An 18,055-nucleotide genomic window follows, 5' to 3' on the forward strand; every position below is an offset into this window, starting at 1 on the left:
ATATTTTAGGAGGATCCTCCTAAATTAAATGTAATTAAAATTGCAAATTTCAGGGAATTAAAAACTTTGAATCACGCGTTAATGACTTTTTAGTAGGTTGACCTATATCAGGAATGTCCATTCATAATTCTTCATTGATAACGTATGGCATTCACTTTGTTCATTTATCCGGGGTTATTAATTTTTCTCCCTTTTACGTTCAACGACTAACGACCCACGACTAAAATTTCACGTCACAACCTTTCAAATTAACCCGGTTTAAATTGACAGATATTTTCTATGCCTTTTAAAATTGTATTTTTGTAAAAAAACAAGCACATGCAACTTTTATTAATCAGCAATTCAACCAATGCCGGAGAAGCATACCTGGAATATCCCAGAGAAGAGATCAGAAAGTTTCTTAGCGGGAGTAGCAAAATTGTATTCATTCCTTTTGCTGCTGTTGGGTTTTCGTATGACACTTACACAGAGAAAGTAAACGAAAGCCTTAGTAAAGCGGGATTAAAAGTAACAGGAATACATACGTTTCCGGATCAGGTAAAAGCAATAAAAGACGCTGACGCCATTATGGTAGGTGGCGGAAATACATTTCAATTGGTAGCAGAGTTGTATAACCAAAATCTGATGGAAGTTATCCGCGAAAGAGTTGTTTCAGGCATAAAATATGTAGGTTGGAGTGCCGGGTCAAACATCACATGCCCCACACTGATGACTACCAACGACATGCCGGTTACTGAGCCAAAATCCTTCAAAACGCTTAATCTAATTCCTTTTCAGATCAACCCGCATTACATGGATGCCAACCCGGACGGTCATGCCGGTGAAACAAGAGAACAACGTATCAATGAATTTACAGTATTGCACCCCGAAATCTGGGTTGCCGGACTACGTGAAAGCACTATGTTTTTGGTTACTAATGATAGCATCATTTTAAAAGGACCTAAAACATGCAGAATTTTTAAATTTGGGAAAGAACCTTTGGAATTATCTTCAGAAGATAATTTCAGTTTCCTGTTAAACTAATTTTTAAGAATTTATAACAGAGCTCCGTTCAAGCATACAACATAAAGTATCCATGCGCCTTGGTAATTTTGCTTATATTCGTACAGATTTTAAAACAGCGATAAAATTGTTTTCTCTATGAGTGACTACGATAGGATGATTCTCAGAACCGAAGATCTGGTAAAAATCTACAAGAACAGAACCGTTGTCAATAAGGTTTCCATTGATGTTCAGCAAGGTGAAATTGTGGGTCTGCTGGGACCAAATGGTGCTGGAAAAACAACCACATTTTACATGACGGTAGGATTAATTACACCAAACCATGGAAGAATCTTTCTGAATGACGAAGAGATTACAAAACTGCCGGTGTACAAAAGAGCCCAAAAAGGGTTGGGATACCTTGCTCAGGAAGCCTCTGTATTCCGCAAAATGACAGTTGAAGATAATATTCTTTCTGTGCTGGAGATGACTAAAATCCCAAAGCCTGATCAAAAAGCAAGAATGGAAGAGCTGATAGACGAATTCGGGCTGGGTCATATTCGTAAAAACACCGGAGACAGACTTTCCGGGGGTGAAAGAAGACGAACCGAAATAGCGCGGGCCCTGGCTATCAGTCCGAAATTTATCCTGCTGGATGAGCCGTTTGCCGGCGTAGATCCGATTGCTGTTGAAGATATTCAGACCATTGTATCGAAATTGAAAGATAAAAATATTGGAATCTTAATTACTGACCATAACGTTCATGAAACACTCTCCATTACCGACAGAGCCTATCTGCTTTTCGAAGGAAGAATTTTAAAATCCGGTTCAGCAGAAGACCTGGCAAACGACGAAATGGTTCGCAAGGTGTACCTTGGAGAAAATTTTGAACTCAGACGTTAATCCCAAACGAAACAAAAACCTTACGATGTACAAATTTATTCTGCTACTTTTTATCCTTGCAACACCTTTTGCAAAAGCTGCAAAGGAAGAAGTACCATACTGGATAGGTTATCCGGAAACAGAAGATACCGTATTGACGGATTATTATTTTAAAACCGAGTTCAAACTTAAGGACTCGATAGAATCGGCACCACTAAAAATTGCTGCAACCGGCAGATTACAATTTTGGGTCAACAACTATTTTGTGATTTATGATGGAGATCCAAGTGCCTCTGTCGACGATCCACACGTGTTTGTGACCGATATTCGCAAATTTCTTATTGAAGGGAAAAATGCATTGACTGTATGCCTAACGCCGGATTCGCCCCATGATTTTGAAAATAACAAGCTGGCAATATCGTTAAAAATAAACAACGACATTTTAGTCTACAGCAATAAGGAGTTTGAATGCTACCGTCAAAAAGCCAATAATTACGCTACGGAAGCGGTTGGAGGTAAAACCTATATCACTTTCGCATTCGATGCACAGAAAAATATTGTAGGGAACTGGCATCAGGCAGGATTTGAAGCAAAAAAGTTTTCACCTGAAAAATGGCAGGAGCCGGAAGAAGGTAAAATATTCAACGAAAAGGATATTTCAACCACTTATATCCCAAAACCGATTTCCAGAACATATGATGTTACCAATATATCTTTTCCTCAGACGGTTAAACCCGGCGACAAAGTTACAGTGGAATTTCCAGCCGAAAAAAAGCTTATGCTGGAAGCAGGCTTTGAAAGTGTAAAAGATAAAACTGTGTATATTTACACACCGCAGATGGCCCAAACAGGCATAAAATACAGCTATAAAACCACATTCGGAGGACAAAGTTTTTTCTTTCCGGTTTTGATGGAAACAGATAAACTGATATTTGAATTTAATGCACCCATGAAATTTATCGGAGTAACTTACCGCATTATGAATGAATAGCAATCTGATTAAATCGACCATTGCCTTTGTAAAACAGGAACTGTCGGGAAATGAATCAGGTCACGACTGGTGGCACACCTACAGGGTATATAGAACTGCTGAATCTATTGCAGAAAAGGAACATTGTAATAAAACTGTTGTTCTTCTTGGCGCACTTTTACATGATATTTCAGATGCTAAACTAAACGGAGGAGATGAAAAACTTGCCGGAAAATTGGCAGGTGATTTTCTTGCCTCCCAAAAAGTTGATCCGGATATAATCCAAGAGGTACTCTACATCATTGAACACATTTCATTCCGGAAAAACCTGAATAAAAAATCAGAACTTACCCCGGAACTGGCAGTGGTGATGGATGCCGACCGTCTTGATGCAATAGGGGCTATTGGTATTGCCCGAACATTTAATTACGGAGGGTTTAAGAACCGGTTAATCCATGACCCGGATTTTAACCAGTCTGATGCCGACACATACGATGCATATACCAAATCAGAAGCACCAACCATACATCATTTTTATGACAAGCTGCTACATCTGAAAGATCTGATGAACACAAAAACCGGTAAAGCCATGGCTGAAGAACGCCACCGGTTTATGGAAACATATCTTGACAGGTTTTACAAGGAGTGGAACGGCGAAATGTAATTAATACTTAAAATCAACACCCATGAAAAATCCCAACGAACTGGTTACACTGGAAGTTTTTAACGACTCATTTCATGCACACCTGCTACAATCGAAACTCGAAAGTGAAGGAATTGAGTGTCATGTGTTTGATGAAAACACCTCAAATCTGGGTCCACACTATAACCAGTTTGTAGGTGGTATAAAAGTAAAAGTCCGTGAAGCGGATAAAGAAAAAGCTTTGCAAATTTACAGAGAAATCCATAATACTCCTTTTACCGATGAGTCAGGAACTGTCTTACGTTGCCCTAAATGCCATTCAGATAAAATCGAAACCGGATTCGGCAACACAAAAGGCATTAAAGGATTTTTTCTGGGATTGCTGAGTGTAGCACTGGCGACCTTTCCGTTTTCAAATGCCACATACTACTATTGTAAAAGCTGTGGGAATGAGTTTAAAGGGAAGAAATAAAGCAAAAAATATAAAATCTCTACCCTAAATCCTCCGTCCCGACTAAAACGTCGGGACACCTCCTTTTCAAGGAGGACAATCAACAAATATTGTTACAACTTACTTTTCCCCCTTAGAAAAAGGGGGCGTCAATTGATTCTCACAATTGACGGGGGATTTGACGATATCGAATTTACTCCTTAAATGCAATATAACAACTAATGGGGTAGTGATCGGATAAATCGACTTTATACCGTTTAAAATCATTGGAGGTTAATCGCTTATCTATAAAAATATAGTCGATCCGCAAAAGCGGGTATGGTCCGTTATACGTTGATCCAATACCGTTACCGGATTCTATATATGTATCAATCAGATCACCTTTAATCTTGCGATAAGCATAAGACACAGGAGTATCGTTAAAATCGCCGCAAACAACAACAGGATACGGAGATGCATCAATATACTTCCGGTATGTCTGAGCCTGAACAGCACGCTGCTTATAAGCCGCATTCATGTGCCAGCGAAAAATGCCCATTTCATGCCGAACCTTTTCACTGTTAGTCGGATCCTTCAGAATGTCATAAACCAGGTACTCCTTACCAGACATATTAATGGACTGCAAATGACTTGTAAACAACCGGATCACTTTATTATCTTTTTCAATATCAGCATAAATGGTAAAATTATCATTATCGCCATCCGGCAATTTACCGGTCCTCAGAATCTTATATTTCGAGAATATTGCTAGCCCCTGACGGTAACCACTGGTTCCGGGCTCCCCAAATTCAAAATAGTGATATTTCCAGCGCGAAAAAAGACGAAGAACAGCCTTTTCAGAATGAGTCTTTGACCTGTTATTGACGCCAAATTCCTGTAAACAAATGATATCAGGATTCTGGTTGTTAGCAAAACGTGCCACATCATCCGGGTCGCCATCAGCCGTCCACCCGTACCGGTTGAATACCCTGACATTAAAACTCATCAGTTTAAATGCACCAGGCTCTGTTATTTTAGTCTCATTTGTTCTATACGGCACTGAGCGGTTCAACACATTGTAACCCAGCATAAGCACAAGCAAAGAAATGATAAAATACCACTTTGATGCGAAGATCCAGATAATCACAAAAAGCAGGTTCAGAACCACAATATAGATAAAAGCCAAACCGAGATAACTTGGCACTACAAATGTACGGGGATTCACAACCGGAGCCAGGTAAGCCACCAGCAGTAAGAGTACTGCAAGCAGATTAAAGATCAGAAAAGTTCTTCGTATAAACTTTTTCATTTTCAATTAAGGTTGATCCAAACTAATGATTTCCGGCCTGAAACAATTTTTGTTTTTCGTCCTTTGTCAGGCTGTCGTAACCCGATTTTTTTATTTTCTCCAGTATTGCGTCAATCTCATGTTCCTTTGCGGCGCGCTGATCTCTGTATTCCTGATCAATATCAGTTACCGGACGGTTCCATTTTACCTTCATCTTCTTACGTTTCGGTTTAAAAATGGAAACAATACTGTCTATAATAATATTTACAAATTTACCCATGTCATTCCCTTTTTGAAAGGCCATTACATACATCCAACCCCAGGCAGCACCGCCCAGGTGTGCAATATGTCCGCCGGCATTATCGCCGGTAACACTTATCAGATCTATAACCACCGTAAATAAAGCCAGATACTTCATTTTAACAGGACCGATAAATATCAGGTTAATTTCGTTATTGGGAGCAGTCACCGCAACGGCAACCACAATTGCCAGCACCGAGGCAGAAGCCCCTAACATTTCTCTGGTTAAATCTTTTGAATAGAAAGGTATAAAATTATAGGCTAATATATATAATAGTGCACCTGCCAACCCTCCAGTTATATAAAGTCCGAGGAGCTGCTTTTCATTATAGATCGTCAAAAAGAACCGCCCAAACCAGTAGAAAATTAACATATTAAACAGAATATGCAAAAAATCAAACTGAGCAAACATGTAGGTAATAACCGTCCAGGGTTTTGTCATCAAAACATTCAAATCTGCCGAAATCTCAACCAGATTTAAGGGATAAATCCATTGATTTGTTTCCAAACCAAAAAGTGTAAAAACAACATCTGCCAATCGGAGAAAAATAAATACCCCGATATTCACATAGAGTATGCGGGTAACGATACTACCCTTTTTAAACGATTCCTTTATTTCGTCCCAGATACTCATTAATAGAAGTTTTTCGTATTTTTATTCCAGTAACGGATCAGGAAGAATCCAAACAACATCCCTCCAAGGTGCGCAAAATGTGCCACATTATCACCTGAACGATTAGCAACTCCTGCAAACAACTCAATAACGCCATAACCTATCACAAAGTATTTTGCTTTAATAGGAATTGGTGGAAACAACAGCATTAATTGAGTATTTGGAAACAACATACCAAATGCCAGAAGTATACCAAAAACCGCACCTGATGCACCAATTGTCGAGGTATTAACCATTAGGTTAAGTTGCGCCAATACCTCGTTAGAATAATTTTTTCCTTCCTGAAGAATGGACCAACCATTTTTATATATATTTTGAATCGTCTCAGGATCTATTCCTTTTTCAAGCGAACTTATCCTGATATAATACACAAGCATCTGAACCAATCCTGCACCTATTCCTGTAATCAGATAATACTGTAAAAAACGCTTAGATCCCCAAACCCGTTCCAGCATAACGCCAAACATAAAGAGGGCAAACATATTAAAAAAGATATGCCCCAAAGCCATGTGCATATAACTGTGCATAAACATATAAGTTATAAGCTGATGCGGCATAAATTGTTGGGATCTGAAATAATGCAGTCCCAAATATTGTTCGAGCTGAATACCAAAGGTATTAAACAGAACTATACTGGCAATCCAGAAAATCACATTAATGATAATCAGGTTTTTAACCACCGGTGCTGAGCTTAAAAGAGATCGTTGCATATATAAAATTTTTCAACAAATTTAATCCATTATTTTAAATGCCTTTCCAGTTCGGTATCCTCCAGAATTGTAAGAATCAACTTACCGTCCGGAGAATAATTCGGCATGGAGCAGGCAAACAGGGAATCGACCATGTCCTGCATTTCAGATTCAGATAACTTTTTACCGTACTGAATAGCTGCAGCTCCCGCACATATACGTGCCAAAGATTGCGACAAGTCTGCTTTAACGCTCCTGCCCTGCTCTGATGCAGTTTCTATCAATTGTTCCAGCAGGGCAACGGCGTTAACATTTCCTGTTTCATAAGGAACACCGTTAATAGCAAAAGTGTTCTTTCCAAATCGCTCTACGTCAAAGCCTAAACAAGCCAGTACATCTTTTATTTCTTCAAGAATAACACCGTCTCCCGCGCTTATTTCAATGGTTTCAGGGAACAGTAGTTTCTGGGAGATGACTCTGTTGTCCTCAATATTTTTAAGATATTTTTCGAAAAGAATGCGTGAATGCGCCCTGTGCTGATCGATCAGCATCAGACCGGATTTCACTGAAGTTATGATGTATTTATTCTTGTACTGAAAAAAAGATTGCTCGGTTCGAACCGTTTGCTCTTCCTCATCAAAAAGTTTTTCAGCCTGTTTTATTTCCGGTTCAACGGTTGATCCAAAATCTTTATCCTCATTTTTCTCTGATTCAGTTTCGTCTTCAAAATCGGCATACAACTTTTCCCAGTCCGTTGGAATATGTTTCGACGGTGTTTCGAAAGAACCTGATGAAGTCTTTGTTCCGGTTGATCTGAACGGATTATACTCCGGGTTGGTATGTACCACCGGAATCTTAATCTCCGTATCTTTATGCAGAACAGGAATATCAATGGCACCTTCCTGGTCGAAGTCAATAGAGGGAACCACGTTGAATTTCCCCAATGCTTCTCTTACTGCTGCCATTAAAATAGGCCAGATAGCCTGTTCATTTTCAAATTTTATTTCGGTTTTTGTAGGATGTATATTCACATCCACCGATGCAGGATCAACATCCAGATACAAAAAATAACTGGGGATGGTCTCTGGTTGCAGAATATTACCATAGCCGTCCATCACCGCCTTATGAAAATAAGGATGACGCATGTAGCGGTTATTGGCAAAGAAGAATTGTTCCCCGAATTTTTTCCGAGCAAATTCAGGTTTTCCGATAAAACCGGAAATCTTCACTATGGATGTCTCCACTTCGAGCGATACCAGTTTTGGATTCAGTGGTTTACCAAATACACCAACGATGCGCTGACGAATACTTCCCGACGGCAAATCAAGTATTTCCTCTTCGTTATGGTATAATTTAAATGTCGTATCGGGGGCAACAAGAGCAATACGCTGAAACTCATTGAGTATATGTCTGAATTCTGTAGAAGCCGATTTAAGAAATTTTCGTCTTGCCGGAACGTTAAAAAACAGGTTCTTCACACTGATGTTGGTCCCCTGCGGACAGCTAACCGGTTCCTGTCGTTCAACTTTTGATCCGTTAATATCGAGAACGCTGCCTAGTTCAGCGCCTACCTGCCGTGTTTTCATTTCCACGTGTGCAATGGCCGCAACAGAAGCCAAAGCCTCACCACGAAATCCTTTGGTGTGTATATTAAACAGATCAGTGGCATCCGTAATCTTGGATGTAGCATGCCGCTCGAAAGACATCCGTGCATCGGTGTCAGACATCCCCTTTCCATTATCAATAACCTGTATCAGGGTTTTTCCGGCATCTTTAATAATAACTGTAATTTGAGTGGCATCTGCATCAATAGCATTTTCAACCAATTCCTTTACTACAGACGCAGGACGTTGTATGACCTCACCTGCAGCAATCTGGTTAGCTACGGAATCGGGTAAAAGCTTGATTATATCAGTCATAAGCTGGAGCTATTTTTCCCAGAACACGTTTAAGATGCTAAAGTCTGAATTCAGGATCAACCAGGCAATAAAAAATAATACGGCTATGATAGCCACAAGACGCAAATTGGACTTCCGCTTTTCGTTTCTTGCGGAACTGGTATACGTATTATGCCAGTTCTTACGGAATTTACCCTTTATATTTGGCACATACTCATCACTGGAGAGCTTTCCGGCTTCAAGATCTGCCTGACGCTGCATCTGTTTAAGACGCTCTTTCGATTCGTCATAGTAGATCGGCACATGCTCAAATGTTCGTGGCTTCGGTGTTCTGAAAAGATAAAATCCCATATAACGTGTTTTCTTTAAACTACAAAAATACAAACAATGGTTGTTAATTTTTGCAAAAGGTTGTGATAAATTACACCAAATGTTTTTCAAAATAAGCTTTAAGCGATATTTTGAGATTATTGTTGACCAGCTAAAGATCAATATTACTTAAAGATTTTTCGCTTCATTTTACTACGCTCAGAATGACAGTCTTTTAGGTTCATATGGGTCTGGAGGAGGTGTTGGTTTTCGAATCTGTAGCAAACCAACACATCCTCCAGCCCAACAGCCAGCAACTGCTTGTCATTCCGGGTGTAGCGAGGAATCTCTGAAGCTTTAACCGGACAACAGTATTTTGAGATTACAATTACCTGTTCCGAATTTTTCAGAAGTTAATGCCAATAGACAATTGCCATATCCCAATTAAAAGTAATTTCCTCAAAACATAATGCCATCCCTTCGGGATTTCTGTAAACCGCTCATTGATTACAGTTACAATAATATCAACCCTTCGGGTTTACGAAAAAGGTTAGTAACGGAACTGTTCTCCACATTTAATTCCTGTAATCCCCGCCGGAATGTTATAAGCACAACTGATTGCGAACAATATGGGTCACGCAATCCCTGAGAGATGTCATTATTGTTAAACGCACCCTGAAATAACACAAAACTCCGGAACTGGTGGCATTATAAACTATGCCTTCAAAAACATTCCGCTTATTTCATGTCATTTCAATTTTATATCCCATTTTTGTTGAAATTTTCAAATTATGATCGATTACAACGAAGCTACTATACGCCAACTTATTGTCCACCATATTGGTTACAAGCCTTACGACGAAGGCTGTGAATTATCAGAAAATCTGCTCTCACTGCAGCAAGACCATCCTTTATCTCCCTTGCTCCTTCAGTATTTTCTGAAAACATTTAAGCCTGATATTCAGTATAATTTTGCGGACCCGGATATCAATCCCGTTATACAGGAAGTGGATCAGATATTTGAAAATGCAGAAACCATTATCGGATCTTCGAAAAAACTGGCAGAGCTGTTGTACGAAACATCCACGCACTCTAAGATAAAAGCCGGAGACTTTTATGTAGCCAACATCGACAATGTAAAACTCTATGGTGAAGCCTACCGTTGTATCGGTTTATTCAAATCAGAAACCAAAGAAACTTATCTGAAAGTATACACTGGTGATCAGAAATTCGGTATTGAACCCAAAGAAGGGATCAGCATTAAGAAGCTGGATAAAGGCGCCCTTATTTTCCGCAACCAGGAAACAGGTGAATACATCATTTCCATCGTGGATTCCATCTCAAAAGGAGATGAAGCGGTGTACTGGAAGACCGATTTCCTGGGTCTGATTCCGCGCGAAGACAACTTTTTCATGACCCAGAATTATTTGTCGCTGTGCAAGGATTTTGTTACCGATGTATACAATGCAGAGAACCGTGTTGACCGTAGTGAACAGGCCGACATGCTGAACCGTTCCATCGATTATTTTGGCAAAAACAAAGATTTCGATTTATCTGACTTTGAATCACAGGTGATTGAAAACCCTGAAACAATCAAGGCTTTTGAGGATTATCGTGAGTTTTATGAAAATGAACGGCAGATACCCCTGGAAGATGCGTTTTCCATTGAGCCTGATGCCGTAAAAAAGCACAAACGGTTTTTTAAGTCAGTCATCAAACTGGATAAAAATTTTCATGTATACGTGCATGGAAACAAGCAACTGATTGAGCGCGGCTACGACCAACAGAAAAAAATGCATTTTTACCAGTTGTATTTCGATTACGAAAATTAGTTTCTGAATTTAATGTCATCAAAAAAAACTTTGTACGAGAAGCTGGGTATTATCGGAAACCATGTTACTTTATAAAGCTTAAGTGGTTTTGTATATTCTACTCCCGTATCTAAGTATTTATCATCATCGTAATAATAGTTGTATGGATTCATGCGGTTATACAGGTTATAAACAGAAAAAGTCCAGACAGCTTTATTCCCCTTTTTAGTTTTGGTCTCATAAGTAAAACCAACATCCATCCGATGATAATTTTGCATTCTCCCACTATTATATTCCTCATAGTCAATTGCAACACCGTCAGTGACTTTCCCATTGGTTAGGTCCATTAATAAATGTTTTCCCGAAGCTGGTGTATATGGTAACCCTGAAGAGAAGGTCCAAACAAGATTAAAGTTCCAGTATCTGTTTAGCTTTCTGTTCGCATTCAAAGTTATTGTGTGTGGACTATTATACTCATAATCATAAAACTCTCCCTTATTTATTTCGGCAAAACTTCTTTTAGATTCAGTAAAACTGTAAGCAACAGAACCAGTTAAAATCCCCTTATTTTTACTTAGTATAATTTCTGAACCATACGCGGCACCTTTACCATTACGCAGCAATTTATGCTCAATATCTGTTAAGCCCAATGCATTTTCATAGCCCATTTTTAAACGCGCAAGATTATCCATCTTCTTATAATAGAGACTCACTTCTAATTTCAGTATATCCTTTGCAATGCTACTCATCCAACTTACCGACAATTGATCGGATAACTGCGATGGGTTTTCTGAACTTGACGGTAACCAGATTTCACTTTTTATGATTTGATCCTGAATGTGTATTAAATGATCATACTGCATTACTCTCATGTAATTTAGTTCAAGATTTTGACTGTCTGCCAATTTAAACCTAAAATTAACGCGTGGTTCAAAATCCGGATAAAGGATATTATTATTTATATAAAGATTAAATCGCAATGAAGGCCGGATTTCAACAGACGGGCTGACATCAATGATATTGTCAATAAAAAATGTTGTTTTGAAGGTATGATATACAGAACTTGTGACCTGGTATTGAGCTGTAGAATTATAATAATAACCAGGTTCATAGATCATGTAATTTGTTTCATTCCCAAACTCCAAAAACATATACCTTGTCATTGCATATTTCCAAATGGATTTAGCAGATAAATTATTTACAGATGAACTGTTTTTAAAAACGAATACTTCCTTTTCAGCATCAAACATACTTTTATAGGTCTGTTTGCTTTTATTCCTGTATTTTGTATATGACAACAGATTCTCAACAAACAAATGATCCCCTATTATTTTTTTCCAGTTCCCCGATAACAACCAGTTCCCCCAAACTTGGCTAATACGATTGCTCTCATTCTTTTCCAGCTCCCAAGGCTTGCCCCAGAAATTAAAATAATCATCTCCCTGGTACAAATTAAAATTAAACGTATTCCTTTCATCATGTTTCCATGAAAGTTTAGCATTTACATCGTGAAATCCATAAGAAACGATTGAATTATTGACATCATCAACTGTGGAAATTCCAGCTAACAAAAAATCGATCAACGTTTTACGAGCTGAAATAATAAAACTTAGCTTATCACGGATCAGTGGTCCCTCAAGACTAAACGAAGCATCCGTTAAACCGATACTGTATGAACCTACAAACGTTGACAAGTTCCCTTCTTTTTGAGTTATATCAACAATTGAAGATAATTTACCTCCATGTCGCGCAGGGAAACTGCCCATATAAAAATCCACGGAATTTATCATCTCCGGGTTAAACACAGATGTTAAACCACCAAAATGATTTACATAAATCAAAGGCACATCATCCAGAAGATATTGATTTTGCCCAGGCTCTCCACCACGTACATTAAATAAACTCATCCCTTCCGATTGTGCCTGTACACCGGGCAGTAATTGCAACGTTTTAATAATATCCGGTTTTGCACCCAAAACAGGAATTCGTTTGAAATCATACGCTGACAAATGCGTTATATTAGCTCTGAGATTGCGGTTTGCATTTACTGATATCTCTGAAAGTTCTTTACCCGGAATAAGAAATACAACCAAAAAAGTATCTGAATTACTGTTTAACTGAACTGTTTTACTTTGGTACCCTGTAAATGAAAAAGAAAGACTGGCAGCATTTGTAATGTTTAAACTGAAAAATCCTTTATTATCCGTTGTCGTTCCCGTTAACTGATCAGTTTCAAAAATATTCGCACCTGTTAATACCTCATTAGTAACCGAATCTTTTACAAAACCGGACAACCTGATATCTGAAGAATGAGCTAAAGCAGCGTTTACAAGAAGCAATGCGATAAACAGAAATCTCAAATTAAAGGAACAAAGTTTCATTTCACAAAAACCTCCGCATAAGTAGTTGAATATGAAGTAAATAAACCTAAGCCATTCTCAATATTAGTATATAATGGATAATTACTGTTTGAATTGCCCAAACCAACATTAGCAGCCATCTCATACAAATAATACTGTTTTTGAAACTCATAATATGACTCATCAACATTCCGCAATTCAATATAAAAATTCCTTCCTGACTCAAGATCAACCGAATACTCTGTGAAATAGAATTTTACATGATATATGCTTTTATTTATGGTATGATTTGAGAATACATTATAGGGAGGCGTTTCATTTTTCAGTATTTCAATCTCATCAGGATTAAAATAAATATCATGATGAATAGTTTTATATGAATCCACCACCTTTCTTTGAATAAAATCATATTCACTAAAGATGCCCCTTTCAATAAAATTCACCTCCCAATACCTCTTCTCATCCGGTATATTGTTTAAATCAAACTCCACAGAAGAGACAAGCTCAGTTTCTTCTCCTCTTCCTGCATCTTTTCTAAAAACCACATTTGAAACTATTCCTGGCTCAGGCACGAAAGCTTCGGCTACGACATCGTTGTAACCGGGAATTTTAACCAGACAGAAATATTGTTTATGTATTCCAACCGTTTCATCACTTATATATGTTCCTTTATCTGAATAATTTAAAGTATCGGAATTATTATCAGAACCTTTTATGATCACAATAGCATCAGAAACATATGGATATTCAACCTCCGTTAAATTACCGGAAAAGGATATATTCACTTTAAATATGCTATCTGCAATCAATAAACTGTTTATAACAGGTACTTTCCGGAATACCAGAAACTCTTCTTCAACAATACTCTTACAGGAAGTTAAAAAGACAACACTAAGAGCAATACTAAGCATTGTGAATTTACTAAACAGGAAAATGTATTGAATACAATTACAACATTGCTTTGTCATTTATTTCAAGGTATAGCATTAAGTTAATAACACTATCGAAACGATTAAAACGGGAATTTAGTCTTTACTTATACAATTGGTTATTTTGTAAACACCTCATGGCTTGGATGTCGCAGAGAATCCATTGGGATGCCTTTTGAAAAGATAGAATCTCCCTGAATAGCATATTGTTGTTTCATAATACTGATGCGCTGAAGTGTTTCCCAGTCCTTTGCCTTTTCAATCTTAGCACCTAATTTACCGGCCTGCTTCAACAAAAACGGGGCAAAATTGAATCCAACGGTTTCAAAGTAGGTTTTATTTGTATGTTTTGCATGTTGCCTCAACTGATACCGGGTAGATTCAGTAGCATCCATCGGTAATTTATCATACGAAAGATCGTGTTTCGATAAGAACGGACTTACCTCAACCTCTTTCAGAACCACACTTGATGTCTGAAGCATGACATTAACCAGCTGAATGGTTTCTGAAGAGTCATTCACTACCAGATTTCTTGTCTGCATACCCATAAACATAAACACAACGGTGTCCGGTGCATCAACTTCCAGTTTAAAATATCCTTTATCATTGGTTATGGTTCCCACACCCTTCTTTTTGCTGACCACATTAACGGCGACCAGTTCTTTCCCGTTCTGATCCGAAACAATACCGGCTACAACCTTTTTATTCGCGGTCTGAGCCTGAACCAAGGTTATACCAATGCCAAATAGAAAAATGAATCCGTAGAAAAAGCGCATAAATTAACTCTAATGTTTGTAAAACGTGGCAATACATGAAATGGTTACAGCCAGGCAATTTTTTAACGTTAGTGCCAAAAAGACTTCATTCAATGTTAGACAACATCCAAATAGATGCAGAATCTGTATATTTTTAATACATCAGTTAGTGAGTTGAAATCACAACAAAATTGTATAATTTATGATATCTTTATGAATTAACAATTAATCTAATGAACACCAATTTACTATGAAACGAACCATGCTTTTCTTTTTGATATTTGCATCTTCGGTTTTGACGCATGCCACAGTCAAAGAACTATTCAACGGCAAAAATCTTAAAGGTTGGGAAAAATTAAACGGTACAGCCGAATTTAAAGTCAAAGACGGGATGATAACAGGCATTTCAAAAACTGGTTCACCCAATACCTTCCTTGCCACAAAAAAACAGTACACCAATTTTATTCTGGAATATGATATAAAAATGGATGAAGGTTTAAACTCCGGCGTCCAGATCCGCAGCCATAGTTCAAAAGATTTTCAAAACGGAAGAGTACATGGCCTTCAGGTGGAAGCGGACGATTCTCCGCGTTCATGGTCCTGTGGCATATACGATGAAGCCAGAAAAGGTTGGCGCTATCCGTTGGAGTATAATCCGCAGGCAAAAAAAGCCTATAAAAACAGAGAATGGAACAGAGTAAAGGTTATTGCCTGTGGAAACCGCATAGCGACCTGGTTAAATGGCATACCATGCGCCAATTTGTATGAAGAAGATGTGGAGACAGGTTTTATTGCTTTACAGGTTCATGATATTGGTAATGACCAGGCTAAGGAAGGCAGAACCATTCAATGGCGTAACATAAGTATTGAAGAGATTGATCCGGATTTTGAATTTACAAGTGACGCACCTGTGGTAAACTATATGCTGAATACTCTGACCAACGAAGAATTTATTGATGGATGGACGCTTTTGTGGGATGGTAAGACGACCAATGGATGGCGAGGTGCGAAGCTGGATGCGTTTCCTCAAAACGGATGGACCATAAAAGACGGGATACTTTCAGTTCAGGCATCTAACGGAGGTGAATCTGCGAATGGAGGCGATATAGTCACCACTTCTGCTTACGGAAATTTCATTCTTGAAGTTGATTTTAAATTCTCGAAAGGCGCCAACAGCGGCATCAAGTATTTTGTCAACACTGATCTCAATAAAGGCGAAGGTTCAGCAATTGGGTGTGAATTCCAGATTCTTGACGACCGCTACCACCCCGATGCAAAAATGGGTGTGAACGGCAACCGTACGGTTGGATCATTGTATGACCTGATCCGGGCAAACGGAAAAGAATTTGCACCATATCTGCCCACTGAAAAATATGTTAATACAAACGGTTGGAATAGAGCAAGAATCGTTGTAAACGGAAAGCATGTGGAACATTGGTTAAACGGGTGCAAAGTAGTTGAATACAAACGTGACACTCAGGAATGGAGAGCACTGGTAGCTTACAGCAAGTACAAGGTATGGCCCAAATTTGGAGAAGCGGTTAAAGGGCTGATCCTGTTACAGGACCATGGCAACTTTGTATCTTTTAAAAACATTAAAATCAAGGAATTGAATTAACAAAACCAGACGATTAAAATTTAGCACAACACCATGACGAATATGAATTCCAAAAAAGAAAAATCCCGTACCATTCAGCGAAGAGACTTTATTAGAAAGGGCGCGCTCACATTGGGTGCACTCACCATACTTCCAAACAGTGTACTATTTGCTAAAAAGGCAATATATGATGCCCGGGGAAGCTTAGTACATCCGGGCAGCGTAACGCCCGGAGAAAAAATCAATATGGCATTTTGCGGCATTGGAAACCGCGGTGGCGATATCCTCCGCACCTTCATGAATACCGGCATGGTAAATAACGTGGCGATGTGCGATACCGACATGGGAGCACCACAAACGCTGGAAAATATGAACACGTATTCTAAAGTTCCAAAATTCAAAGACTTCAGGAAAATGTTCGACAAAATGGCCAACGATATTGATGCGGTCTGCATCGGCACACCTGATTTTTCGCACTTTCCCATTACCATGCTGGCTATGTCGCTGGGGAAGCATGTATATGTGGAAAAACCGTTATCGCGCACTTTTCAGGAATCTGAGCTGATGATGGATGCAGCCGCACGATATGGTGTGGTGACCCAAATGGGAAACCAGGGGCATTCAGGCGCCAACTATTTCCAGTTTAAATCATGGGTGGAACACGGCATTATTAAGGATGTCACAAAAGTTGTGGCACACATGAACAACCCAAGGCGCTGGCATGGCTGGGACACCTCAATAACAGCATTTCCTAAAGGTCAGCCTGTACCTGACACACTGGACTGGGACACATGGCTTGGAACATCGCAATATCATAATTACCACAAGGATTTTGTAAACGGGCAATGGCGATGCTGGTACGACTTTGGCATGGGAGCCCTTGGTGACTGGGGTGCACACATCCTGGATTCCGCCCATCAGTTTCTTGATCTCGGTTTGCCTGAAGAGATTGATCCGATTTATCTGAAAGGTCATAACGATTTCTTTTATCCTCAATCCACCACACTGGATTTTAAATTCCCTGCACGCAAAGGCATGCCTGCTTTAACCGTAACCTGGCAGGATGGGCTGGACAATCAACCTGTTCTACCCGAAGGGTACGGAAAATTAGAGCTTGACCCAAACATTCCACCACCGTTGAACGGTGGCCTTGACTCAGGGTTTAAACTCAACCCGGGTAAAATTATTTACAGTAAGGATCTCATTTTTAAAGGTGGTTCACACAGCAGCACCCTGTCGATTATTCCGCCTGATAAAGCGAAAGAAATGGCCGGGAAATTACCCGAGATTCCGGAAAGTCCTTCCGATCATTTTATGAACTTCCTTCTGGCTGTAAAAGGCAACGAAAAAACAAGGTCCCCTTTTGAAATAGCAGCACCACTCAGCCAGGTTTTCTGCCTAGGGGTCATAGCCCAAAAACTGAATGTAAAGCTGGAATTTGACCGCCAACGCAAAAAAATAGTAAATCATAAGCTTGCCAATCAGATGCTGAAAGGCACACCACCGAGAAAGGATTGGGAAGAGTTCTATAAGCTGTAAC

Annotated in this window: 16 protein-coding genes; 8 read left to right on the forward strand and 8 right to left on the reverse strand. The window is 39.0% G+C overall.

Translation table 11 applies throughout. The features are described 5' to 3' along the window. Positions 1–318 precede the first annotated feature (318 nt). The 5 genes from pepE to ACE1ET_RS12340 all read left to right on the forward strand — a co-directional run bounded on the left by pepE (position 319) and on the right by ACE1ET_RS12340 (position 3,948). Positions 319–1,023 carry a dipeptidase PepE gene (gene pepE / locus ACE1ET_RS12320; protein ID WP_375728713.1) on the forward strand — a complete coding sequence of 235 codons (705 nt, stop codon included), beginning with the start codon at positions 319–321 and terminating at the stop codon, positions 1,021–1,023. Between the two features lie 117 nt (positions 1,024–1,140). Continuing rightward, on the forward strand, positions 1,141–1,884 hold the full coding sequence (gene lptB / locus ACE1ET_RS12325) for an LPS export ABC transporter ATP-binding protein (RefSeq protein WP_375728714.1): 744 nt from the start codon (positions 1,141–1,143) through the stop codon (positions 1,882–1,884). 25 nt (positions 1,885–1,909) lie between these two features. Continuing rightward, positions 1,910–2,854 carry a hypothetical protein gene (locus tag ACE1ET_RS12330; protein WP_375728715.1) on the forward strand — a complete coding sequence of 315 codons (945 nt, stop codon included), beginning with the start codon at positions 1,910–1,912 and terminating at the stop codon, positions 2,852–2,854. After that, positions 2,847–3,497: an HD domain-containing protein gene (locus ACE1ET_RS12335; protein WP_375728716.1), complete on the forward strand. Its 651-nt coding sequence runs from the start codon at positions 2,847–2,849 to the stop codon at positions 3,495–3,497. Before ACE1ET_RS12330 ends, ACE1ET_RS12335 begins: the two co-directional genes overlap by 8 nt. 22 nt (positions 3,498–3,519) lie before the next feature. After that, positions 3,520–3,948, forward strand: a complete 429-nt coding sequence (locus tag ACE1ET_RS12340) for a putative signal transducing protein (protein WP_375728717.1) — start codon at positions 3,520–3,522, stop codon at positions 3,946–3,948. Between the two features lie 172 nt (positions 3,949–4,120). Here ACE1ET_RS12340 and ACE1ET_RS12345 read toward each other — a convergent pair whose 3' ends face one another. The 5 genes from ACE1ET_RS12345 to ACE1ET_RS12365 are packed head-to-tail and all read right to left on the reverse strand — an operon-like array spanning position 4,121 to position 9,105. After that, positions 4,121–5,215: an endonuclease/exonuclease/phosphatase family protein gene (locus ACE1ET_RS12345; protein ID WP_375728718.1), complete on the reverse strand. Its 1,095-nt coding sequence runs from the start codon at positions 5,213–5,215 to the stop codon at positions 4,121–4,123. A gap of 22 nt (positions 5,216–5,237) precedes the next feature. Further along, positions 5,238–6,128 carry a rhomboid family intramembrane serine protease gene (locus ACE1ET_RS12350; protein ID WP_375728719.1) on the reverse strand — a complete coding sequence of 297 codons (891 nt, stop codon included), beginning with the start codon at positions 6,126–6,128 and terminating at the stop codon, positions 5,238–5,240. Continuing rightward, positions 6,128–6,877: a rhomboid family intramembrane serine protease gene (locus ACE1ET_RS12355; protein WP_375728720.1), complete on the reverse strand. Its 750-nt coding sequence runs from the start codon at positions 6,875–6,877 to the stop codon at positions 6,128–6,130. Before ACE1ET_RS12355 ends, ACE1ET_RS12350 begins: the two co-directional genes overlap by 1 nt. 29 nt (positions 6,878–6,906) lie before the next feature. Beyond that, a complete protein-coding gene (gene mutL, locus ACE1ET_RS12360) occupies positions 6,907–8,775 on the reverse strand; it encodes a DNA mismatch repair endonuclease MutL (RefSeq protein WP_375728721.1) in 1,869 nt (622 codons plus the stop codon). A gap of 9 nt (positions 8,776–8,784) precedes the next feature. Further along, complete coding sequence (locus ACE1ET_RS12365; protein ID WP_375728722.1) at positions 8,785–9,105, reverse strand: hypothetical protein; 321 nt, start codon at positions 9,103–9,105, stop codon at positions 8,785–8,787. A gap of 749 nt (positions 9,106–9,854) precedes the next feature. Between ACE1ET_RS12365 and ACE1ET_RS12370 the strand changes: the two genes are divergently transcribed. Then, positions 9,855–10,895 carry a nucleoid-associated protein gene (locus tag ACE1ET_RS12370; RefSeq protein WP_375728723.1) on the forward strand — a complete coding sequence of 347 codons (1,041 nt, stop codon included), beginning with the start codon at positions 9,855–9,857 and terminating at the stop codon, positions 10,893–10,895. Here ACE1ET_RS12370 and ACE1ET_RS12375 read toward each other — a convergent pair. From ACE1ET_RS12375 to ACE1ET_RS12385, 3 genes are all read right to left on the reverse strand, one after another. Beyond that, positions 10,892–13,234: a TonB-dependent receptor gene (locus ACE1ET_RS12375; protein WP_375728724.1), complete on the reverse strand. Its 2,343-nt coding sequence runs from the start codon at positions 13,232–13,234 to the stop codon at positions 10,892–10,894. The genes ACE1ET_RS12370 and ACE1ET_RS12375 overlap by 4 nt on opposite strands. A 17-nt stretch (positions 13,235–13,251) precedes the next feature. Next, entirely contained in the window at positions 13,252–14,145 is an 894-nt protein-coding gene (locus ACE1ET_RS12380; protein WP_375728725.1) for a DUF4249 family protein, read from the reverse strand. A gap of 137 nt (positions 14,146–14,282) precedes the next feature. Beyond that, positions 14,283–14,939, reverse strand: coding sequence for a carboxypeptidase-like regulatory domain-containing protein (locus ACE1ET_RS12385; protein WP_375728726.1), 657 nt, complete (start codon positions 14,937–14,939; stop codon positions 14,283–14,285). 229 nt (positions 14,940–15,168) lie between these two features. On the opposite strand from ACE1ET_RS12385, the gene ACE1ET_RS12390 reads away from it, so the two are divergent. Next, positions 15,169–16,536, forward strand: a complete 1,368-nt coding sequence (locus ACE1ET_RS12390; RefSeq protein WP_375728727.1) for a 3-keto-disaccharide hydrolase — start codon at positions 15,169–15,171, stop codon at positions 16,534–16,536. A gap of 42 nt (positions 16,537–16,578) precedes the next feature. Further along, on the forward strand, positions 16,579–18,054 hold the full coding sequence (locus ACE1ET_RS12395; protein WP_375728728.1) for a Gfo/Idh/MocA family oxidoreductase: 1,476 nt from the start codon (positions 16,579–16,581) through the stop codon (positions 18,052–18,054). The last annotated feature ends 1 nt before the right edge of the window (position 18,055 follow it).

Origin of the sequence: Quyinboa mangrovi, assembly GCF_042219825.1 — a bacterium.
Lineage (GTDB): Bacteria > Bacteroidota > Bacteroidia > Bacteroidales > UBA5342 > JBHJHP01.

Bases quoted from the DNA above. Each gene is read 5' to 3' on its own strand.
- mutL (WP_375728721.1), bottom strand. From the start codon at position 8,775: ATGACTGATATAATCAAGCTTTTACCCGATTCCGTAGCTAACCAGATT.
- ACE1ET_RS12330 (WP_375728715.1), top strand. From the start codon at position 1,910: ATGTACAAATTTATTCTGCTACTTTTTATCCTTGCAACACCTTTTGCA.
- ACE1ET_RS12350 (WP_375728719.1), bottom strand. From the start codon at position 6,128: ATGAGTATCTGGGACGAAATAAAGGAATCGTTTAAAAAGGGTAGTATC.
- ACE1ET_RS12390 (WP_375728727.1), top strand. From the start codon at position 15,169: ATGAAACGAACCATGCTTTTCTTTTTGATATTTGCATCTTCGGTTTTG.
- ACE1ET_RS12340 (WP_375728717.1), top strand. From the start codon at position 3,520: ATGAAAAATCCCAACGAACTGGTTACACTGGAAGTTTTTAACGACTCA.
- ACE1ET_RS12355 (WP_375728720.1), bottom strand. From the start codon at position 6,877: ATGCAACGATCTCTTTTAAGCTCAGCACCGGTGGTTAAAAACCTGATT.
- ACE1ET_RS12345 (WP_375728718.1), bottom strand. From the start codon at position 5,215: ATGAAAAAGTTTATACGAAGAACTTTTCTGATCTTTAATCTGCTTGCA.
- pepE (WP_375728713.1), top strand. From the start codon at position 319: ATGCAACTTTTATTAATCAGCAATTCAACCAATGCCGGAGAAGCATAC.
- ACE1ET_RS12380 (WP_375728725.1), bottom strand. From the start codon at position 14,145: ATGCTTAGTATTGCTCTTAGTGTTGTCTTTTTAACTTCCTGTAAGAGT.
- ACE1ET_RS12395 (WP_375728728.1), top strand. From the start codon at position 16,579: ATGAATTCCAAAAAAGAAAAATCCCGTACCATTCAGCGAAGAGACTTT.
- ACE1ET_RS12335 (WP_375728716.1), top strand. From the start codon at position 2,847: ATGAATAGCAATCTGATTAAATCGACCATTGCCTTTGTAAAACAGGAA.
- lptB (WP_375728714.1), top strand. From the start codon at position 1,141: ATGAGTGACTACGATAGGATGATTCTCAGAACCGAAGATCTGGTAAAA.
- ACE1ET_RS12385 (WP_375728726.1), bottom strand. From the start codon at position 14,939: ATGCGCTTTTTCTACGGATTCATTTTTCTATTTGGCATTGGTATAACC.
- ACE1ET_RS12370 (WP_375728723.1), top strand. From the start codon at position 9,855: ATGATCGATTACAACGAAGCTACTATACGCCAACTTATTGTCCACCAT.
- ACE1ET_RS12365 (WP_375728722.1), bottom strand. From the start codon at position 9,105: ATGGGATTTTATCTTTTCAGAACACCGAAGCCACGAACATTTGAGCAT.